The following is a 19,700-nucleotide window of genomic DNA, read 5'->3' on the forward strand; positions in this document are numbered from 1 at the left end:
GCTCAACGGGACACACTCCAGGGTTGCGCCGCCGTCCCCTTGTAGCCTTTGCCATAGTAACTGCCGCGAAAAAGCCACACGCTGTCCGTGACAGTCGTGCTGGTGGTTTGCACGCCTTTTAATGCCTCTGGCGAGAGTCCCGCCAGAGCGCTCGCGTTGATCTTGGTGGTGGTGGTCATTTTCCCCTTCCCCTTCACCTCGATGGCACCTGAAACCAGATCCACCGTGCCTTGGAGGGGAATATTCATGCTCTGGGTTGACGTGACCATGGATTCTTTCGTGATGGAATTCTGACTGAAGCTGCCGGCAACCTTTCCACCAGTGATCTGGAGGCGCAGCGTGGCCTTGGCATTGCCATACAGGGGCACCACTCCGGAGAAGGCTCCCTGCATCTGCGTGAACTCAGCGATGGCGGCATCCAGCCCCGCCATGCCTTCCTTTTGCAGCACCGCGACGAGCCGGTCGAGCAAGTCCGCCGCCGTCGGCAGCCCCTTGGCACGGAGTTTGTCCGCCACGATCTCGCGCTGTTTTAACTCGTCCTCCGTGCTTTTATCCTGCGAGGCGATTTCTTTGGTCGTGTTCTCCTTGCGGACCTCTCGCTTCTTACGCTCACGATAGGTCCGCGTTTTCGGCTCAGGCTCCGCAGCCGCCAGCTTCGCGGCCTTCTTGCCCTCCAGCACCTTGTTCAGCCGCTTCGCCTCGGTGAAATCGCCGTTTTTCACTCCATCTGCGGCACGCTGCGCGCCCACGGGGGAGGCCCCGTTCTTGATGAGCTTGTCGTAGATCTCCTTTGATCGCTCCTCGTTGATCTGCTTTTCATTGCTGGCGCTTTTCAGCTGGTCAAACAGCCCCTTCCCGGCTCCGAGTCCCTCGCCAATCGCATTGCCCAAATTCGTGCCGCTCTGCTTGGCCGCGTCATAGGTGATGGCCTTCGCACCGCCATACAGACCGCCAAGCACGGCCTTGCCCTTCATTTCCAGATAGGATTTCCACGAATCGGGGGAGATCTTGCCCGCAGCGATGTCCTTCTGGTATTGATCAAACGCGTCCTTGCCGGCCTTCGTGCCGATGTCCGCCATCGCTCCGAATCCCAGGCCATGCCACAGCGTGCGCCCGGCCAGTTCAGCCTTCTCCTTGCTCCAGCCAAGAGCGCCCGATGGCTCTCCTTGCTTCTTGGCCTCCATCTCCTCCTTGGCGGTCTTGTACCCTTCGTAGATGCCGTAGGCGCCGAGAGCCAGCCCAGCGCCCTTCATCAACCGGCCTCCAGAGGCCGCTTTCGCCTCAGGTTCCACCGCCACGCTTTTCGTGCCACCTGCCTTCGTTACAGGTTCGATCGGACCACCGGCTTTCGTCACGGGTTCATTCGGGCCTCGCACCGCCTCGGTGGTGGCATTGGCCTTGGCCTTGTAATCCGCCAGTTCATTGCGGGCCTGCTGCGCCTCCGCCTTCATTCCCTTTGCCTCCAGCTCGTTGATCTTTGTCTGCGTCTGCTGTACTTCCGCCGCTGCGGCGGTCTTGGTCTTGGCTTCGGCGGCATTCAAAATGTCCCGCGTGGTTTTTTGCAGCTTGGCGGCTTCATCAGCGTTCGAAATCGTCGTGCGGCCTGTTTTGATCTCCCCCAGTTTGTCGAGGATGTCATCGGGATTCTTGACGCCATTTTGTTTGGCGATGGTTTTGACCATCTCGGGGTCCAGTCCCGCCTGGTTCGCCGCCTTCAGCGCGCCTTTGGCCATCATCTGTCCTTCCGGTGCTCCGCCCACCAGAGCCTCCGGCGGCGCGCTGGTGCCGTGCATCGCTTTTTTCGCGTGGTCCATCGTGGCCACATGGTCCTTCAGCGCCCCTGGTTTCAGCGAGCCGCCTGTCTCTGAAACATACGTCTCGCCATGCTGTGCGCCCATCTTCACCTGCGCCTGATGCCCCGCGCTGCCGATGCGGTCGGTGCCCGGCGCGGCATTCACCGTCATGCCAAACTCAGGCGAGGTCTCCAGCACTCCGCCCGTCACTTTTACGGGTCCGCCGTTGGGCCCCTTCACTCCAATCTCATTGAGAATCTTTCCCGCCTTCTCCGTCGTGCGGTAGCCGCCGCCAGCGTCAAAGTCGCCGTTCATGCCGCGATGATTCGGATCGGTGATCGTCGTGCCCGCCGTCTGCTTCGCACTGTTGCTGGCGTTGCTCGTCCCGCCCATCACATCCCGGTTCGCCTGATTGATCACTCCTTCATGCACCACATTCCTCTGGGTGGCGATCTGCTTGCTGGTCGTCCGGTGCGCCGCGTTTTCCGCCTCGATCTGCGCCGTTTTCGCCGGACCCTCCGGCATTTTTTCGATCTGCTTCTGCGCCGCATCATGCCGTACGCATTCGCTTTGCCAGTCCGACTCCACCTTGTTCCATTTTTGTTTCAGGTCGGAGATCACCTCCTTGCGCGCCGCCTGCTGCTGCATCGAAAGCTTCTTGGCTTCGGCCTGATGTCTTAGCACCTCCTCCCGCAACTGCGCATCCCGCTGCGGGCTGGCTGGTTGCTGCTGCAGCGCCGCCTTCCGCTCCTGAAACGCCTGACGCTCCGCTTGCTGCGCCGCCTCGATGGATTCAAAGCTCACCATCACCTCTCCTGTCTGCGCGAAAACCGCACGGCTCAGCAAGGCCCAGCATATCATGATTCGTTTCATGGCTTAGCTCCCTCCCATTCGGCCACCAGTTTAGCGGCGTAATCATGCTCCGGCGTGCCTGCCTCCTCGATCAGCAAAATGTCCCGCGCCTGTGACAGCGCCGCCTCCCGATCTCCGAGGTAGTTCAGCATGATCGCTCGGCCGACTCCGAGCGCCGAGACCTCGGGATTCTCCGCATACTGCTCCTCAAAGAAATCCACCCCACGATACCCCTCGTCATTCGCCGCATACTCCGCGCACAAAGGGCCCACGGCATGCGCCGCCGAACCCGCCGGATCATTCTCCAGCGCATTTTCCAGCGCCGCGATGGCCTCCATGCCGCGATCCTGCGCCGCCATCAGCAGTCCCAGTTCCAGCCATGCCGCCGCATATTCGGCATCCGCATCCACAGCCTGCGTGAACATCTTCTCCGCCATCACCAGCGCACGCTCATCAAACGGAGCGAGCTCTTGATACAGCAGCCCCGTCAGAAACAAGTGCGCGGCATTTCCCGGTTCCAGCGCCGAGGCCGACCGCGCATACCCCACAGCCTCCTCCAGTGCGGCCTGATCCGGTTCTCGCTGCGGTTGATCAAGAATCGCAAACGCATGGTCATGCCTCACCACGGCCATCGTGTGGCGGTTTTCAGGCGAGGCATCTGCAAGCAGCGCCTTCATCGCCTGCTCCTCTCGCTTCTTGATCTCCACCGGCACCCAGGCCGCGACACCCACCGGCGGTTGCGGCCCCAAAATCGTCGCACGTTCCAGATCCTCCTTGGCTCCGGCGCTGTCACCCAGGGATTCCCGGGCTTCTCCTCGTATTTGAAACGCCCGCGACTCAGTGGGCAGCAGCTCAAGGCACTTCGTGGCATCCGCCACGGCCTTTTGAAACTCACCAGCGGCCAGCCATGCACCCGCACGATTGCGATACACCTTGGCGTGCTGCGGATTGATCTGCAGGGCCTTGTCAAAGTCCGCCATCGCCTTCTCCCGCTGCCCCAGGTTCAGCCATGTCTGCCCGCGATTATTCAGATAGATCGAACCCGTCGGGATCAGTTCCAGCGCCTTGGTGAAACATTCGATCGCCGCCTCGTTGTCGCCGCGGTTCATCAGAAAGAAGCCGCGGTTGTTGTGAAATTTCGCCACCTTCGGATCCAGCTCCACCGCCTTGTCATAGTCTGCCAGCGCACGTTCTTTCTCGCCCATCTGATCGTACGCCGTGGCTCGGTTGAAATACGCCGCCGCGTTCTTGTCGTTCAAGGCAATGGCCTTGTCACAATCCTCCACCGCTTTCTCATATTCACCGCGCAGCAGCAGCACATCTGCGCGGTTCGTGTGGAAAAGTCCGTTTTTGGGATCCAGCTCAATGGCCGCCGTGTAGTCCGCCAGCGCCTTGTCCGGCTCTTTGACCGCGCTCCACGTGAGCGCCCGGTTGAAGTAAAAAAGCGCGTTCTTCGGGTTCAACTCGATCGCCTTGGAATAATCCGCCAAGGCCAGATCACGCTGCCCCTTGTTGTCATAGGCCAGGGCACGGTTGTTGTAGGCCGTTGAATCCTTTGGCGTCAAAGTGAGCACTTGGGTGAAATCCGCAATCGCGCCGTCCAGTTCATTCAGCCGCCAGCGTGCACGCCCACGCCCCATGTAGGCCCGCGCATCGTTGGGTTTCTGCCGCATCAGCTTTTCATAAGCAGCGGCCGCCTCCTTGGCCTTCCCTCCTGTGAGCAGGCTGTCCGCCGTCTGCCACGCATCCGCAGCCCCGGCCATTCGCCGTGCCATCAGGACGATCAGAACGACCAGCACCACCCACAGCACCCTGCGCCAGTGATTGCGTGATCCCAGATCATCCGTTGGAGGTTGGTGGTTCATGGCGTGCCTCGCTGCACATAGGTACGCCCGCCTCCCGGTCATTGCCTGTCAGCCCTTGCGATACTTCGACTGCTTTTTGTGGCCTCCCACCTTGACCTTTGTACACAACATGACCTCTTGAACGTAACCTCACTGCCCCATGCTCCTTTCCCTCACTTCCCGCATCCTGCAAACCGTCGATCCGCTCTGCCTGGCCAAAATCGGCTGGAATTTCGGCTACAAGGGGGCGCGCTCCGTCATGCTGCACAAGCAGCGCATGAAGCAGGGCCAGTACTTCCCCCCGTTCTTCTACATCTCCATCCTGAACTCCTGCAACCTCCGCTGCCAGGGCTGCTGGGTGGACGTGGACAAACCCCGCGAATCATTGAATCTCGATGAGCTGAACAAGATCGTGAACGACGCCAAAAGGCGCGGCAATGCCTTCTTCGGCATCCTCGGCGGCGAGCCCTTCATGCATCCCGAGCTCTTCGATTTCCTCTCGATGCACCCGGACGCATTCTTCCAGGTCTTCACCAACGGCCAGATGATCACCGCCAAGGCCGCCGAAACCATGCGCAAGCTCGGCAACATCACCCCGCTCGTCAGCATCGAAGGCACCGAGATCGTCAGCAACGAACGCCGGGGCAACAAGGACGTGCTCACCCGTACCCTGCGCGGCCTGCAAAACTGCCTGGATGCCCGCGTCCTCACCGGCGTGGCCACCAGCCTCTGCAAAACGAACATCGACGACCTCCTCACCGAAAAATGGTTGCGCCGCCTTATCGACATGGGCGTGCACTACGCCTGGTATCACACCTACCGTCCTGTGGGACCCAAGATCAGCGCCGATCTCGCCCTCACGCCTGAGCAGATCACCCAGGTGCGCAAATTCGTCGTCAACATGCGCGCCAAGATGCCCATCGCCATCGTGGACGCCTACTACGATCACAACGGCCAGGCCCTCTGCCCCATGGCCAACGGCATCAGCCATCACATCAGCCCGACCGGCGCCATCGAGCCCTGCCCCATCATCCAGTTCGCCAAGGAAAGCGTCCGCACCAACGACGACCTCTTTGACGTCTTCACCAAGAGCGAATTCCTCCGCGACTTCCGCAACATCGCCTCCGCCAACACCCGCGGCTGCATCGTCCTCGAGCGCCCAGATCTCGTCAAAGCCGTCGTCACCAAGCACACCGCCAAAGACTCCACCATCCGCCAGACCGCCATGGCCGAAATTGAATCCATGACCCCGCGCACCAGCCAGTGGCGCGAAGGCGAGGAGATCCCCGAGAAGCACTGGATGTACTGGCTCGCAAAGAAGTTCTTCTTCAACGACTTTGGGGTGTATAAGAATCTGAAGTCCGGAAAATAGCCGTCCGGGCAGTCAGCGGAGGATAGGCCTCCGGCCTGTCAGACGGATCGAGGCGTCTCGCCTTTGATTCCGGACTCAGGCGGGACGCCCCAGTCCATCGTCAGGCCGGAGGCCTAACCTCCAAATCCCCATCCAGCCTTCTCCCATTCGGGATGGACAAACTGCACCCATTGCGCTTCAGGCATCCCCGCCTTGCCAGGATTTTTACCAATGTAGCGAATCACCTTCCACAGATGCTCGCTGTCACGCACCAGCGTGTCATAACTTTCCGCCTCCCATACCTCCCCGGTGCGTCCGAGGTGCTGATTGATGGCCTTCGCGGTAAAACTCTTCCACGAATGCAGCAGATCCGTCGGCGCAAAACCCGCGAACGGACGAACCAGCACATGCACGTGATTGGGCATCACGCAGTAGCACGATAGAAAATACCGCTGCTCATGAAAGTGATGCAGCGCATGACCAACGATGCCTGAGCAGGCCGGATCGCGCAGCCAGCATTCGCCGCTGCCCGCGTCCAGCCAGTCATCGACCCGGCGCATGGTCTCACGATGCAGTTCAGCCCAGGCCGACTCATCACGCGGCTCCGCATGCGTCATAGCGATTTCCAAAACTGATTTCCGGATAGCGGAGCAAAAAGTGCTGTACAAAACGTGCGGCAGTGCTTTGAGGATGGTTGTTGAGAGCGCAAGAACTCAGACCTGATGTGGACAACGCCACGCTGGAGCAACTCCAGGCGGCGATGGAGGCCGCGCCCAACAAGCGCAGCTATATCAGGCTGGCCGCCATGCGCTGCCTGCTGCGAGGCATGGACCGTGTGGATGTCTGCGAAACCTTCTGCCGCAGCGAGCGCATGGTTCGGCTCTGGATCATCAAATACAACCATGGAGGCATCGACGCGCTCATCAGCAAACCCACGGGAGGCAGAAGACGCAAGATCGCCCTGCAACGGCTCGAAGAGGTGCTGGTGCCCGTGCTCAAAGACCCCGCCCAGGCGGCCATGGAGCACTGGACCGGCGTGAAGGTCCACGGCTGGCTGCTCGGGCGGCTCCAGGCCGAGCTGAGCTACAGCACCGTGGTGCGCTATCTCCATGACCTGGACTTTCACCTGCGCGTGCCGCGTCCCTGGCCGCTGCCCCTGCTGGATGAACCCGAGCGTGAGGCGCAGCGCCAGAGCTTCCGCACGCAGATCGCCACACTGGCCGCAGACCCACAGGTCGAGCTTTGGTTCGGTGACGAGTGCGGCGTGGATGGCGATCCCCGGCCAAGACGCCGGTGGGTGCAGCCGGGCAGCAAGCCCAAGGTGCCGCATCTCGGCAAGCATATCCGCCGCAGCGTCGTAGGGGCCGTCTGTCCGCAGAGCGGCGAGTTCTTCAGCCTCATGTTTGATGGCGTCGATGGCGCTGTCTTCCAGTGCTGGCTTGACGAACTGGCGCGCAGCGTGCCAGCGAAACCGGATCTGCGCCGGGTGCTGGTGCTCGACAACTCCTCCTGGCACAAGGTCAAAACGCTCAACTGGCACCACTTCGAAGCGCTGTTCCTGCCGCCTTACAGCCCGGACTTCAACCCTATTGAGCGGCTGTGGCTGCGCCTGAAGGCCGACTTCTTTGCCGACTGGATCGCACGCAGCGGCGCGGAGCTCGAAGACCGTCTCTGCCACGCTCTCAACCACTTCATGTCATCGGCCTCTCAGACCGCCTCCATCTGCTCGATCCGGAAATGAGTTTTGCGATTTGCTACAGCAGCCACCCTTCGCGAAAACGCTCCAGTTCGCGCAGCTTTTCGGCAGGCAGTGAATCCGCGAGCCGAAATGTGATGAAGTATGTCGCCCCGTCCTGAGTCCAATGCGGCAGCTTGCGCCGCGTTTTAAGAATGGGCCGCTGCCAGTCCAGCGGTTCAAAGTTCGGCGGCCCATCACGGAAGCTCATTGAGCACAGTGGAGGATAGCCGTCCCGGCTGTCAACCGGAGGATAGGCCTCCGGCCTGTCAGACGGATCGAGGCTTCCAGCCTATGATCAGATCAGAACTGAGGCGAGACGCCCCAGGCCGTAGTCAGGCTGGAAGCCTAACCTCCGCGCTGAATGCGCGGCCCAATCTCCAAACATCTCAGTTTCCCACCCAACAACCACCCTTCATCATTCCTCAAAATCACCCGCAGCGTCTTCGGTGGCTTGTTGCCCAGGTAAGCATCCGCTTTGATAAGCGTGATCGTAAGGGCACCATCAGCCTCGCGCAAAACCGTCTGCGGCTTGTCTGAATCAAACCAGCCATCTTCCGTAAAGACAATGATCCGATCAGCCTCGCGCTGGTTTTTGCTCACCCGCGCCTCCGCAGTCGCAGGCTTGAGCACGAGGGTGATCGTATCGCCCTTCTCGCTGGCACTGGATGTCCACGCTTCACTGGTTTGTTCGGCACGCGCACGTTCAGCATCCAGCAGCTTGTGCCACTTCGGATTCACTTCAGCAGTCGCAGCCACCGGCAGCGTCAGGCTGAGCTCCATCGAGCCCGGGTGGCAGGTGTTGCCGCAGCACATCCATGACGCGAGGCCGGTGAGCGTCACGGATTCACCCACCTTCAAATTCGCAGGCGGCGTGATCTCCGCGCGCAGCATCACATCACGGTCAAACCCCTGCGCCTTGATCTGAAACATCAGCGTGCGCTCCGGCTCAGGATAGATCAGTTCTCCCGCCTTCCAGCCACGCGGCAAATTCCACTTCATCTGTGTGGGCACCCCGACAATGCCGGGGAAACGCCAGTAGGTGTGAGAACCACGGTCATGCTCCAGCCAAAGGCCGACCGTGAAAGGCTGGCCGGGCACGATGGCGGTTTGCTCGGAGACGAGTTGGAGTTTGAGCCCCTCTTGAGCCAATGCGGAATGACGAATGACGAATACAGAATGCAGAATGATGAGCAGCAGCAGGAAGCGGCGGCTCGGACCATTCGTCATTCGACATTCTGCATTCGTCATTTCTCAATATGCAGCATGTCCGGGCGTCCGCGCAAAAGGAATGACATCCCGAATATTGGGAACTCCTGTGACAAACATGAGCAGGCGCTCAAAGCCAAGGCCGTAGCCTGCATGCGGCACAGTGCCATAACGGCGGAGATCAGCATACCAAGAGTAGTTTTCAGGCTCCAGCCCCTGCTTGGCCATCAGCTCCTCAAGCACTTCCAACCGCTCCTCGCGCTGGCTGCCACCGACGATTTCACCAATACCCGGGACCAGCAAGTCCATGGCGGCAGCCGTTTTACCATCATCGTTCTGGCGCATGTAGAAGGGTTTGATCTCCTTCGGATAATTGAAGATGGTCACCGGGCCTTTGACGTGTTCCTCAGCGAGGTAGCGCTCATGCTCCGTCTGTAAGCCCTCGCCCCAGACGACGGGGTTTTCAAAGCTGCGCCCGCTCTTGAGCAAGATCTCCACGGCATCCGTGTAGCTGATGCGCTCGAAGGGCTTGGCCAAGGTCTGCTTGAGGCGTTCAATGAGTCCTTTGTCGATGAACTTGTTGAAGAACTCCAGTTCGTCCGGGCACTCGTCAAACATCGCCTGCACAAGATAGCGCACATGCTCCTCCGCCAGCGTCATGTCGGCTGCGAGATCGTAGAAGGCCATCTCCGGCTCGATCATCCAGAACTCCGCTGCGTGGCGCGTGGTGTTGCTGTTCTCCGCACGGAAGGTGGGGCCGAAGGTGTAGATGTTCCCCAGCGCGCAGGCAAAGGCCTCGCCCTGAAGCTGGCCGCTGACGGTGAGGTAGGTGGGGCGGCCAAAGAAATCCTGCTCGGGCTTCGTCGGCGTGTTCGGCTTCAGCGTCGTGACCTGAAACATCTCCCCTGCACCTTCGCAGTCACTGCTGGTGATGATGGGCGTATGCACATAGAAGAAACCGCGCTCCTGGAAAAAGCGATGCACGGCGTAGGCCATCTTGCTGCGCACGCGGAACACGCTGCCAAACAGATTCGTGCGCGGCCGCAGATGAGCGATGGTGCGCAGGAACTCCGGCGTATGCCCCTTCTTTTGCAGCGGATACGTCGCATCCGCCTCCCCCAGCAGGCGCAGCTCCTTCGCCTGCATCTCCCACTTCTGCCCGGCAGCAGGCGAGGCAATCAGATCCCCCGTCACTTCCACAGAGGCACCCGTCAAAATACGCGGCAGCAGCTTCGCCGAAGGCAGCGCGGCATCAACGACGACCTGCAACCCCTTGAAGCAGGAGCCGTCGGAGATTTCAAGAAATGAGCAGGCTTTCGAATCGCGCTTCGTGCGCACCCAGCCACGGGCAACGATGCCTGGCCGTGCGGATTCGGAATGAATGAGGGAATTGATGGTGTCGAGAGACATGCGCAGAAAGCTAGCGCGTGAGCGCGATGGAGCAAGCCAAGAGCCAGTCATAGATAGGTCGTATTGGACCTATCCTCTCGGACTACGCGCAGTAAGGCCAAACCCGCCCCTCACTTCCCGAAATACCCCTTCACCTTGACCTTCCGCCCATAGATCTTCTCGCCACCAGCCACGTACAGGATGTCGTGATCCTTGCCAGCAAACTCAACGCTGACGACTTTCCCATTCGCTTCCGGCTTGGCGATGATCCCCGCCAGACGCCCAGCCGTATCGAAAATCTGCACGCCAAGCTCGGTGGTCACAAACGTGCGGCCTGCGGCTTCCGTCGTCGAGCCATCGCCTGCGGCGGATTCCTTGCCCACAGGCAGCCACATCGTCATGTAGGGCGCGCCACCGGTCAGGGTGCCGTCGTCCTCAATACGCCAGGCCCAGACATGCTTGCCGCCGTACTCGGACGCAAACAGCGTACGTTCATCCGTGGAGATCGTGATTCCATTTGGCTTCACCACATGGCCTTCATCCGCGATGATGTGTTTCTTGTCCTTGGTGATGAGATGGATGCGCTGGGTGGGTGTCTCCGTGAAATACAGGTTCCCCGTTTTGCTGACGACGAGATCATTGCACTTCACATCCGTGAGCAGCACCTCCACCTCTCCCTTCATCGTGATGGCGATGATGCGCCCCTCCTTGTTGTGACAGGCATAAAAACGACCATCCGGACCGATCTGCAGACCACTGATCCCCGGCAGGTTGTCGAGAAACAAATCCACCTTCCCGGTACTGGCATCCAGCTTGTAGATTCCCTTGCCGCCCTTCACATCGGTGAAGAACAGATTGCCCGCCGCGTCGCAGCACAGGCCGTCGGTGAAGACATACCCACCCGCGACTTCCCGCCATGGCTCACCTTCGATGAGGTAGTCATGCAGTGAGGTGTCCTGGGCAAACAGCCGGGCGGAAAGAAGGCAGAGGGAAAGGAGGATGCGTTTCATGATTTTAAGAATGTTCTAGGCTCGCGGCTCTCTGTTCACGGTTTTCAACCAGTTCTTCGCAGACAACTGCGAACCGAGAACAGCGGAACCCTGAACAGCAAAGCGTGTTATTTCTTCCACAGCCAGCGCAGCGTGTCCGGCAGCAAGGCACCGCCGTGCTTGCCATTGTGCGTGCCTTCACCGAGGACGAACTGGAAATCATAGCCCGCAAACTTTAGCGAGGCAGCCATGTCCTGATTCGCCAGCGGCCAGTTGCCGAACTGGTTGTCGAGATCGTTTTTGCCATCCTGCAGGAAGACCTTGATCGGCTTCTTCTCCGCCTTGCGGATCAGTGCAGGATAGACATAACCGCCACGAATGTTGGTGAAGGAACCAATGTGGCTGATCACCTTGCGGAAGGCATCAGGACGCTCCCAGGCCACGGTAAAGGCGCAGATGCCGCCGCTGCTGTTGCCACAGATGCCACGGCCTTCGGGGTCGTCCGTCAGCTTGTAGGTCTTGGCCACTTCAGGCAGAATTTCTTCGATCAGAAAACGGGCATGCAGATCACCCAGGGAATCATACTCAAAGCTGCGGTTGCTGCGGGGCTTCTCCTTCGGGTTGGTCGTGGGAAACACCCCCGGATTGATGAAGATGGCGATCGTCACCGGCATCTCACCCTTGGCGATGAGATTGTCGAACACCACCGGCACGCGAAACTGGCCGTCGGTCTTCACGAAGCCGCCCCCATCACAGAACACCATCACATTCGCAGGCGTCTCGGCCTTGTACTGCGCAGGCACATACACCCACCAGTCACGCGTCGTGCCCGGGTAGATCTTGGAATTCGTCCAGGCCGGCATCTGCGTCACCTTCCCCTGCGGCACGCCTTCCTTGACCTGGGAATCAGGTCCGAGGACATACTGGTCATCCTGCGGAGCAGAATGGGCGAGCGAGACAAAAAGCAGCGATGCGGCGGCAAGGGGGAGAAACTTCATGGGACGAATCCGAACGACAAGACAAAGGGACATCTTGCAGCCATGCGCTGACATGATTTCACTGAGCGTACTCAGGCAGTCTTTTGAGATGGGAGGATTTGAAAACTTCGATCAATGCTGTTGACGCTAATTGAAATCTCCGGATTAAACCGAGAATAACCTCAATTCATTTTTTATGCTTCATGAGTCAGACCCTTTAGTTTCAACCCCGGTGAGAGCGCTGACGTTCAAGCGGAAATCACCCTCGCATTGGGCGGTCGCCGGGAGCATTGCCGTATCTATGCTGCTTTGCTCCTGCAAAGAGAAAGACGCCCTGCAAAAGGAACAGGCTGATCTGCAACTCGCACTCAATCAAGCCAGGGCGGAACTGGACACCTATCAGGCTAAAATAAACACTGTCGTACCAAACGTCCCCGCCGCAGCCATCACGCTGGAAGAACAGCTGAAAGCCTCCGAAAAAACCAACGCCGAACTCACTCAGGCAGTCAGCGAGCTTAACAGCAAAGCCACACGCCTGCAGGATGCGGTCAAAACATTACGCCCCAAAATCGAGGCTTATAAGGCAAAGTATCTGCGCTGATTTCATTCTCACCATCTCCAGCTCATCATGCCTTTTGTAAAAATCCTTCTATTCCTGGCTGCAGTCGGCGGCGCATTTTACGGCGCTGACTGCTACCACAAAATCGACAAGGCCAAAACAGAGTTGCAGGAGCTCAGACCTGAGCTCTCCCAAGCACAGGAAGCCCTGGTTTACAGCAAGGATACATGGCAAAAATATGAAGCTCTCAGGATCAAAGCAGATCAGGCAGCCGCCACCACAGCCGCGCTCAAACACCAGCAGGAAACCGGGGAGCAAAACCTGAAAACTGCCTTGAGTGAATTCACGGTCCTGGCCGCTTCCATGAACGATGCCGCAACCAAAGTGCGAACCACTGAAGCCAGCATGACTTTCCCTGAAATCAGGCTCACCGATGGCAGGGTTTTAAAGGATGCCAAAGTTCGGAAGGTCGAAGAGACCCAGGTGTCGTTCATGCATTCAGGAGGCATTGGCTCCGTACCCGTCGCGCAGCTGCCACCTTCCGTGCTGGAGCAGCTTGACCTGGGTGCCACCAGCTTGACTGGCGCCATCGACGTCACGGCAGCAGGTCTGATGGCCAAAACACAGCTTCTGGACGGCCTCAGCTTGACTTGCCCCATTCCGTTGGTCGAAAAGCCATACAGGATTGACCTTAAAGCGGTGATTATGGCCAAAAGCTTCCAGGGCAAAGCCGCAGAAGAAATGGAGGTGAGCGTGAACAAGATTCGCTATGCCAAGGGAACAACGCTCAACTTGGACGGAGCGATCGCCGGCACTATGAAATCGGTGTCCGCCCTTGAGGGCATCACCAATCCTCAGCAGCAGGTCAAGGGCACCAAGGTTTCCACTTTTCCGGCCAAACGGGTTTCTTTCTCCGCCAATCGCTTGGGCAGTGAACTTCTCGCCGAAAGTTTGTTCATCCTCAACGGGGAGGAGATGTGGGTGGTCCAGGTGATCTTCTCGAGCAAATCCAAGGCGGGACATGCCATCGCCGAAAACATTCTTTCATCGGTGAAAATCGGGCCCGCGCCTTGATGCGCTCACCCATCGCATCTCCTCGGCGAATGGAGCCGAGGGTGAATTGAGTCAACCGGTGAATACCTCCAGCACTGACTGCGAGCATGGGGCTCTGGGCACACTTTTGAGGACCAACCCGCGAGATTCCATCTTCGTGACACGTTCGTGTTTCTGAATGCGACTTTCGATTCTCCTCCAGCTCTCCGCCTGCCTCACTGCCTCCGCCGCCGTCGATTTCTCCCACCAGATTGTCCCGATCCTGCGGGAGCACTGCGCCGAGTGTCATGCAGGGGACAAGAAAAAGGGCGGCTTCTCCTTCAATGATCGCGAATCCCTGCTGGAAGGCGGAGAAGACGGCTCGGTGGTGGTGAGCGGCAAAAGCGCGGAGAGCGCCATGATCAAGGCCATTCTCTCTACCGATCCCGATGACCAGATGCCGCCCAAGGGCAAGCGCGTGCCTGCCCAGCAAATCGCGCTGCTGAAACAGTGGGTCGATGAAGGCCTCGCGTGGGAGGAAGGCTTTGCCTTCAAGAAGCCCGCGTATGAGCCACCGCTCAAACCCCGCATGCCCGTCCTGCCCGCTGTGGTGGAAGGACGCAGCAACCCCATCGACCGCATTCTTGATCAATACCTCGACCAAAAGAAACTCCCCCGCCCTGCGGCCATCGACGATGCCACCTTTGTGCGCCGCGCCTGCCTGGACCTCATCGGCCTGCTCCCGTCTCCTAAAGACCTTGAGGCTTTCACCAAAGACACCTCCGCCGACAAACGGGCCCGCCTGATCGAGTCCCTGCTCAAGCGCGACATGGACTACACCGAGCACTGGCTCACGTTTTGGAACGACCTCCTGCGCAACGACTACGGCGGCACCGGCTTCGTCACCGGCGGGCGCAAGCAGATCAGCAACTGGCTGTACCATGCGCTGATCACCAACATGCCCTTCGACCAGTTCGTACGTGAACTCATCGCACCCCCGAATGATGAGAGCCGTGGATTCATCGACGGCATCAAATGGCGCGGTGATGTCAGCGCCGGGCAGACCGTGGAAATCCAGTTCGCGCAGAGCGTCTCCCAGAGCTTCCTCGGCATCAACATGAAGTGCGCATCCTGCCACGACAGCTTCATCGACCGCTGGAAGCTCAGCGAAGCCTACGGACTCGCCGCCATCTATTCCAGCCGCCCGCTGGAGATCAATCGCTGTGACAAACCCATCGGCCAGCAGGCCGTGGCGTCATGGCTGTTCCCAGAGATCGGCCAGATCGATCCGAAAGCGGCACAACCCGAGCGCTTGAAACAACTGGCCGCCTTGATGACTCACCCGCAGAATGGACGCACCACACGCACCATCGTGAACCGCCTGTGGCAGCGCCTCATGGGACGCGGCATCGTCCATCCCGCGGACGCCATGCAGACGGAGCCATGGAACGCAGATCTTCTTGACTACCTCGCCGCCCACCTCGCCGAACATAAGTATGATCTGAAGCAGACCCTCGCCCTCATCGCCACTTCGCAGGCCTATCAATCTCACTCCCAGGTCGTGACCAAAGGCATCGACGATCACGGCTACGTCTATGCCGGCCCACGCGCCAAACGCCTCACCGCCGAGCAGTTTGTCGATGCCATCTGGCAGATTACCGGCGCAGCTCCCACGAAGATGGATGCCGGAGTTCTGCGCGGCAAAGTCGATCCGGAACTCACGAAACAGATCAAGATCCAAGGCCAGTGGATCTGGGGCCACAGCGCCAAGCCCGGCAGCACGCCGCCCTCCGGCGAAACGATCACACTGCGCAAGACGATCAAACTCGACACCGATCCCGCCAGCGCCAGCGCGGTCGTGACCTGCGACAACGGCTACACCCTCTTCGTTAACAACCGCAAGGTCAGCGCCGGAGATGACTGGACCAAGCTCGCCGCCGTCCCGCTGCAAACCGCCCTGCGCAAAGGCCCGAACTCCATCCTCGTGATCGCCACCAACGCCGGCAAAGGCCCCAACCCCGCCGGATTTTTCTTCGACGCCCGTGTGCGCGATGCCGCAGGCAAGGAAACCGCCATCAACAGCGATGCCTCCTGGGAATGGACGCCTCAAGCTCCGGCAACCAAGGAAGGCCGCATCCCGGCCTTCGACCCCAAGGACTGGCAGCCCGTCACCGTCGTGAATGCCCTCGGCGCATGGCAGCAGACCATCAATGCCCAGGCTCCCTCATTGCTCGCCCAAGGAGCCGCAGCCTCAAATCGCATGATCCGCGCCTCGCTGATGAAGTCAGACTTCCTCATGCGCACGCTCGGCCGCCCAAACCGCGACCAGATCGTCACCGCCCGCCCCAATGAACTCACCACTCTTGAAGCCATCGACCTCGCAAACGGCAGCATTCTCTCCACCAGCATCACCAAAGGAGCGCAGCGTTTGCTCGCATCACACGCCCAGTCACCAGCCTCCCTGATCGCCGATCTCTACCACCAGGCCCTCTGCCGCGAACCCTCCGCCAGCGAACTCGCCACGGCCCAAAGCCTGATCGGTGAAAAGCCCACGCAGCAGTCGCTCGAAGACCTGCTCTGGGCCGTCTGCATGCTCCCCGAGTTTCAGGTCGTGCGGTAATCAGTCGCCCATGTTCCACGGCTTCGGCTCTTGATTTGAGTCGGAGGATGGGAATGATGCGACTCTCTCCACCCAACCTATGAAGCCAGTCCCATTGCTCGCCGCCCTACTCGCCACCGTTGTTTCACTCCAGGCAGTCACACCCGAGGGCAAACAGAAGCTCGTTTTCATCGCCGGCAAGCCCTCGCATCCTCCGGGCATGCATGAATTCCGCGCAGGCACCATGCTGCTGGAACAATGCCTCAAGAGCGTGCCCAATCTCGTGGTGGACCGCCACGAAATGGGCTGGGTGAGCAACGAAAAAACCTTCGAAGACGCAGATGCAGTCGTCATCTACGCCGACGGTGGCGGCAAGCACCCTGCCGTGGTGGACGGCCACCTCGAAACACTGCGCAAGCTGATCGCCAAAGGCGTCGGCTTTGGCTGCATGCACTACGGCGTCGAAGTCGTGGCAGGCCAGGCCGGCAAAGAATTCCAGGAATGGCTCGGCGGGCATTATGAAAACGCCTATTCCTGCAATCCGATCTGGGACGCCAACTACACGGCTTTGCCAAAACACCCCATCTCAAACGGAGTGCTGCCCTTCGCCACCAAGGACGAATGGTACATCCACATGCGCTTCCGCCCCGCCTTCGGCCACGGCGTGACCCCTGCACAAGATGGTGCAGCCAAGTTTGTCCCCATCTTGGTGGCAACTCCCAGCGACGCAACTCGTGACGGCCCCTACGTGGCCCCCAAAGGCCCCTACCCCCACATCCAGGCGGAAAAAGGCAGCCCCGAAACCATGATGTGGACCATCGAACGCGCCGACGGCGGCCGCGGCTTCGGCTTCACCGGCGGTCATTTCCACGCCAACTGGGGCAACGACAACGTGCGCAAAGCCGTGCTCAACGCCCTCCTCTGGGTCTCCAAGGTCGAAGTGCCTGAAAAAGGCGTCGAATCAGTCGTGAGCCCTGAAGCTCTCACCCAAAATCTGGATCCTAAACCCGCCCCCAAGCCCAAGAACGCCAGCAGCGAAACACCACGCGTCTTTCAGCGTGTGGCCTCCCGCTGACTTAGAAGTGCTCCTTCTTGAACAGGATGCTCGCGAAAGATTCGAGCCGTTTGTGGATGGTTTTAAGCATCTGCTGATGCTGGTCGATCATCGCAAACTGCGCGGGCTCCGAGAGCTTCATGTTTTCACACTGTTCTTCGACACGTGAGACGGCGACTTTGAGTTCCTTGAGTTTCGTCCTCACTTCAGGCGTGATCCGGCTCTCCTTGATCGTGTTGCCCAGGATCTCAGCTTCGCGCGAGAGATACTCCACCGTCTTCGGCAGCGCGCTGCTGCCGCCAATCAGCGCGCCGGTGTTGGTGTCCACCTTCGGCTTGCCGGCCAGATGCGGCCTCTGGGGCACCACTGACTGCGGCTCCGCAGGCAGGCCGCCGTTGCGTCCATCAATGATCGTCGGGGTGATGAAGAGCATGAGGCTCTTGTGGTTCTTGCTCCGGCTCTTGTAGTCGAAGAGCCACTTGAGACCTGGGATCTTGCTCAGGAATGGCACACCCGCTTCAGACTCCTTTTCAGTGGCCTCATCCAGTCCGCCCACTGCCACTGTGTATCCCGAATCAATCTCCACCGGCGCGCTGTAAACGCGTGACGAAGCAATGGGATACGGATTGCCGGAAATGACCTGCGTACCAATGATGCTTGAGACGGTCACCGCCATGTTTAGCAGCACCTTGTCGCCCTGCATGCGTTTGGGCAGGATGTTCAACACGGTGCCGATTGGCAGATAGGCGACCTTCGTGGTGGTCGTCGCCCCCACCGATCCTGAACTCGCCGTGGAGCTCGCGTCCAGCACCGGTTGGTTCACCACCGCACGGATGGCCACCTCACGGTTGCTCAGAGTCACCATTCGAGGGTAGGATGTGGTGTTGGTTTCCTGATCGCGCATCATCGCGCGCAGTTTCACGTTCACATCCTGTGCACTCAGGATGCTCGTGGCGGGAAAGCCAAGGGTGCTGCCCACATTGTTTAAATTAACGCCCGACAGCAGAGGTGCCAGATCCGTGCGGAAGCCGCCGGTTGTGGGCGTCTGTGTGTACTCGACGTCCAGCTGGTTGCTTTTCACGACGGTGCCATCTGCGGCCACATAATCGGTGACCTTGGGTGAGACCTTGCTCACCTGGCGGAATGTGCCGGTCTCCAAAGTGCCCGTCCAGTCGATGCCGAATTCACGCGAAGGATCACGCGAAGTTTCGATAAATTTCACCTCCACGGCGATCATGGTCTGCGGTTTGTCTGCTGCGGCGATGTAGCCCTCCACCCACAGGTGCTGGAGCCGCGTGGCCACAATGTAGAGAGTATTAGAATCCGATTTCCAGATCACCTTCGGCTTCCGCACTGAGCTCATCTCATTGGAATTCATGGCCCGTGCGGCATTTTCATCGGTCCCGGTGGCACCCATGCCAGGCATTCCCGTTGTAAGTTGCGCTCCATCCATTTCCTCAGGTGGCAGGCCCAGCAGCGTACGAATATCATTGATCACTTCACTGCGTTTGACTGAAAACGTCTGGCTGGTTCCTTGCAGGTCCATCCCCACCGCAGCTCCACTGACGCCACCTCCACCACTGCCGGATCGCGTGGGCAACGAAGTCGAACCAGAGGTGACACGCTCCACAAGCTCGACTGCATTGTTCTTGATCTCATAAGATTTGCCAATGAGTTCACGATCATCCGCTGGGCGGATATACCAGATGCCGTTGTCCGGAATGATGGCCAGCCCATTGGCTTTGCACAGGGTCTCCAGCACTTGGAACGGGCTGGATCTGATGGAAAAAGTGATCAAGCGGCTGCCGTCAGTGCTGTCATCCGGGAGTGAAAAGAATGAGATTCCAGCGTCCGTCGCCAGAAACCTCAGCACATCGCTTAGCATCGCCTTTGAAAAGTCATACTGCTGCGGCGGGGCTGAGCGGAGTCGGCTCGCTTCCATCTCATTCTCCGGCGACATCACATGCATATTGCTCTGATTGAACTGAGCGCGCAACGTCGTCCCCGACATGCCCGTCACAACGAGGCAAACCAGGAGATTGAACTGGAACAGTGCTATAAAATGGCGCATATTATGGTAATTATACCTGAAATGGAAAAACAAATCAAATAACATTTATCAGTGAAGTGTATTGATTTTATGTTTTGTGCCGAATATTTAGCCAACCGAACATTATTCCCCAATGATATTATAATTTCCATATCTTTCCCTTGAATTTAGGGAACTTTAACTATTTAGTACAACATCGATGATAGCCGCTAGAGTCACAGCTTTGAGCTCGGATGGACGCAGTTCACACTGTCGTGGCGGATTCTC

Annotated in this window: 15 protein-coding genes; 6 read left to right on the top strand and 9 right to left on the bottom strand. The window is 59.1% G+C overall.

Translation table 11 applies throughout. From position 1 onward, the window contains the following. Positions 1 to 2: 2 nt before the first annotated feature. Both AC3RLQ_RS07340 and AC3RLQ_RS07345 read right to left on the bottom strand, forming a co-directional pair. On the bottom strand, positions 3 to 2,666 hold the full coding sequence (locus tag AC3RLQ_RS07340) for a hypothetical protein (RefSeq protein ID WP_493035739.1): 2,664 nt from the start codon (positions 2,664 to 2,666) through the stop codon (positions 3 to 5). Continuing rightward, the gene (locus AC3RLQ_RS07345; RefSeq protein WP_493035741.1) at positions 2,663 to 4,510 is read right to left on the bottom strand and encodes a tetratricopeptide repeat protein; all 1,848 of its coding nucleotides are present in this window, start codon (positions 4,508 to 4,510) and stop codon (positions 2,663 to 2,665) included. Before AC3RLQ_RS07345 ends, AC3RLQ_RS07340 begins: the two co-directional genes overlap by 4 nt. Positions 4,511 to 4,649: 139 nt before the next feature. On the opposite strand from AC3RLQ_RS07345, the gene AC3RLQ_RS07350 reads away from it, so the two are divergent. Then, entirely contained in the window at positions 4,650 to 5,861 is a 1,212-nt protein-coding gene (locus AC3RLQ_RS07350; RefSeq protein ID WP_493035743.1) for a radical SAM protein, read from the top strand. A gap of 113 nt (positions 5,862 to 5,974) precedes the next feature. Here AC3RLQ_RS07350 and AC3RLQ_RS07355 read toward each other — a convergent pair whose 3' ends face one another. Then, positions 5,975 to 6,400 (bottom strand): transposase, encoded by a 426-nt coding sequence (locus AC3RLQ_RS07355; RefSeq protein WP_493035745.1) that lies wholly within the window; start codon positions 6,398 to 6,400, stop codon positions 5,975 to 5,977. Between the two features lie 164 nt (positions 6,401 to 6,564). Here AC3RLQ_RS07355 and AC3RLQ_RS07360 point away from each other — a divergent pair, with 164 nt between their 5' ends. Then, on the top strand, positions 6,565 to 7,581 hold the full coding sequence (locus AC3RLQ_RS07360) for an IS630 family transposase (RefSeq protein ID WP_493032190.1): 1,017 nt from the start codon (positions 6,565 to 6,567) through the stop codon (positions 7,579 to 7,581). Between the two features lie 13 nt (positions 7,582 to 7,594). On the opposite strand, the gene AC3RLQ_RS07365 is transcribed toward AC3RLQ_RS07360, so the two are convergent. The 5 genes from AC3RLQ_RS07365 to AC3RLQ_RS07385 all read right to left on the bottom strand — a co-directional run bounded on the left by AC3RLQ_RS07365 (position 7,595) and on the right by AC3RLQ_RS07385 (position 12,160). After that, positions 7,595 to 7,786, bottom strand: coding sequence for a hypothetical protein (locus AC3RLQ_RS07365; protein ID WP_493035747.1), 192 nt, complete (start codon positions 7,784 to 7,786; stop codon positions 7,595 to 7,597). A 137-nt stretch (positions 7,787 to 7,923) separates the two neighbouring features. Further along, positions 7,924 to 8,805 (bottom strand): protein-disulfide reductase DsbD domain-containing protein, encoded by an 882-nt coding sequence (locus tag AC3RLQ_RS07370; protein ID WP_493035749.1) that lies wholly within the window; start codon positions 8,803 to 8,805, stop codon positions 7,924 to 7,926. A gap of 24 nt (positions 8,806 to 8,829) precedes the next feature. Continuing rightward, a complete protein-coding gene (gene asnS, locus AC3RLQ_RS07375; protein WP_493035751.1) occupies positions 8,830 to 10,194 on the bottom strand; it encodes an asparagine--tRNA ligase in 1,365 nt (454 codons plus the stop codon). Positions 10,195 to 10,304: 110 nt separating this feature from the next. Further along, positions 10,305 to 11,183 carry an SMP-30/gluconolactonase/LRE family protein gene (locus tag AC3RLQ_RS07380; protein ID WP_493035753.1) on the bottom strand — a complete coding sequence of 293 codons (879 nt, stop codon included), beginning with the start codon at positions 11,181 to 11,183 and terminating at the stop codon, positions 10,305 to 10,307. 107 nt (positions 11,184 to 11,290) lie between these two features. Further along, positions 11,291 to 12,160 (bottom strand): alpha/beta hydrolase, encoded by an 870-nt coding sequence (locus AC3RLQ_RS07385; protein ID WP_422320603.1) that lies wholly within the window; start codon positions 12,158 to 12,160, stop codon positions 11,291 to 11,293. Positions 12,161 to 12,335: 175 nt separating this feature from the next. On the opposite strand from AC3RLQ_RS07385, the gene AC3RLQ_RS07390 reads away from it, so the two are divergent. The 4 genes from AC3RLQ_RS07390 (at position 12,336) to AC3RLQ_RS07405 (ending at position 17,404) form a co-directional block, all read left to right on the top strand. Then, positions 12,336 to 12,740 carry a hypothetical protein gene (locus tag AC3RLQ_RS07390; protein WP_493035755.1) on the top strand — a complete coding sequence of 135 codons (405 nt, stop codon included), beginning with the start codon at positions 12,336 to 12,338 and terminating at the stop codon, positions 12,738 to 12,740. A 27-nt stretch (positions 12,741 to 12,767) separates the two neighbouring features. Continuing rightward, the gene (locus AC3RLQ_RS07395; RefSeq protein WP_493035757.1) at positions 12,768 to 13,772 is read left to right on the top strand and encodes a hypothetical protein; all 1,005 of its coding nucleotides are present in this window, start codon (positions 12,768 to 12,770) and stop codon (positions 13,770 to 13,772) included. Between the two features lie 157 nt (positions 13,773 to 13,929). Continuing rightward, complete coding sequence (locus AC3RLQ_RS07400; RefSeq protein WP_493035759.1) at positions 13,930 to 16,350, top strand: DUF1549 domain-containing protein; 2,421 nt, start codon at positions 13,930 to 13,932, stop codon at positions 16,348 to 16,350. A 79-nt stretch (positions 16,351 to 16,429) separates the two neighbouring features. Next, positions 16,430 to 17,404, top strand: a complete 975-nt coding sequence (locus AC3RLQ_RS07405; protein WP_493035761.1) for a ThuA domain-containing protein — start codon at positions 16,430 to 16,432, stop codon at positions 17,402 to 17,404. 1 nt (position 17,405) lies between these two features. On the opposite strand, the gene AC3RLQ_RS07410 is transcribed toward AC3RLQ_RS07405, so the two are convergent. Then, positions 17,406 to 19,454: a type II secretion system protein GspD gene (locus AC3RLQ_RS07410; protein WP_493035763.1), complete on the bottom strand. Its 2,049-nt coding sequence runs from the start codon at positions 19,452 to 19,454 to the stop codon at positions 17,406 to 17,408. Between the last annotated feature and the right edge of the window lie 246 nt (positions 19,455 to 19,700).

This window comes from Prosthecobacter sp. GW821-HT29F12 (assembly GCF_058803405.1).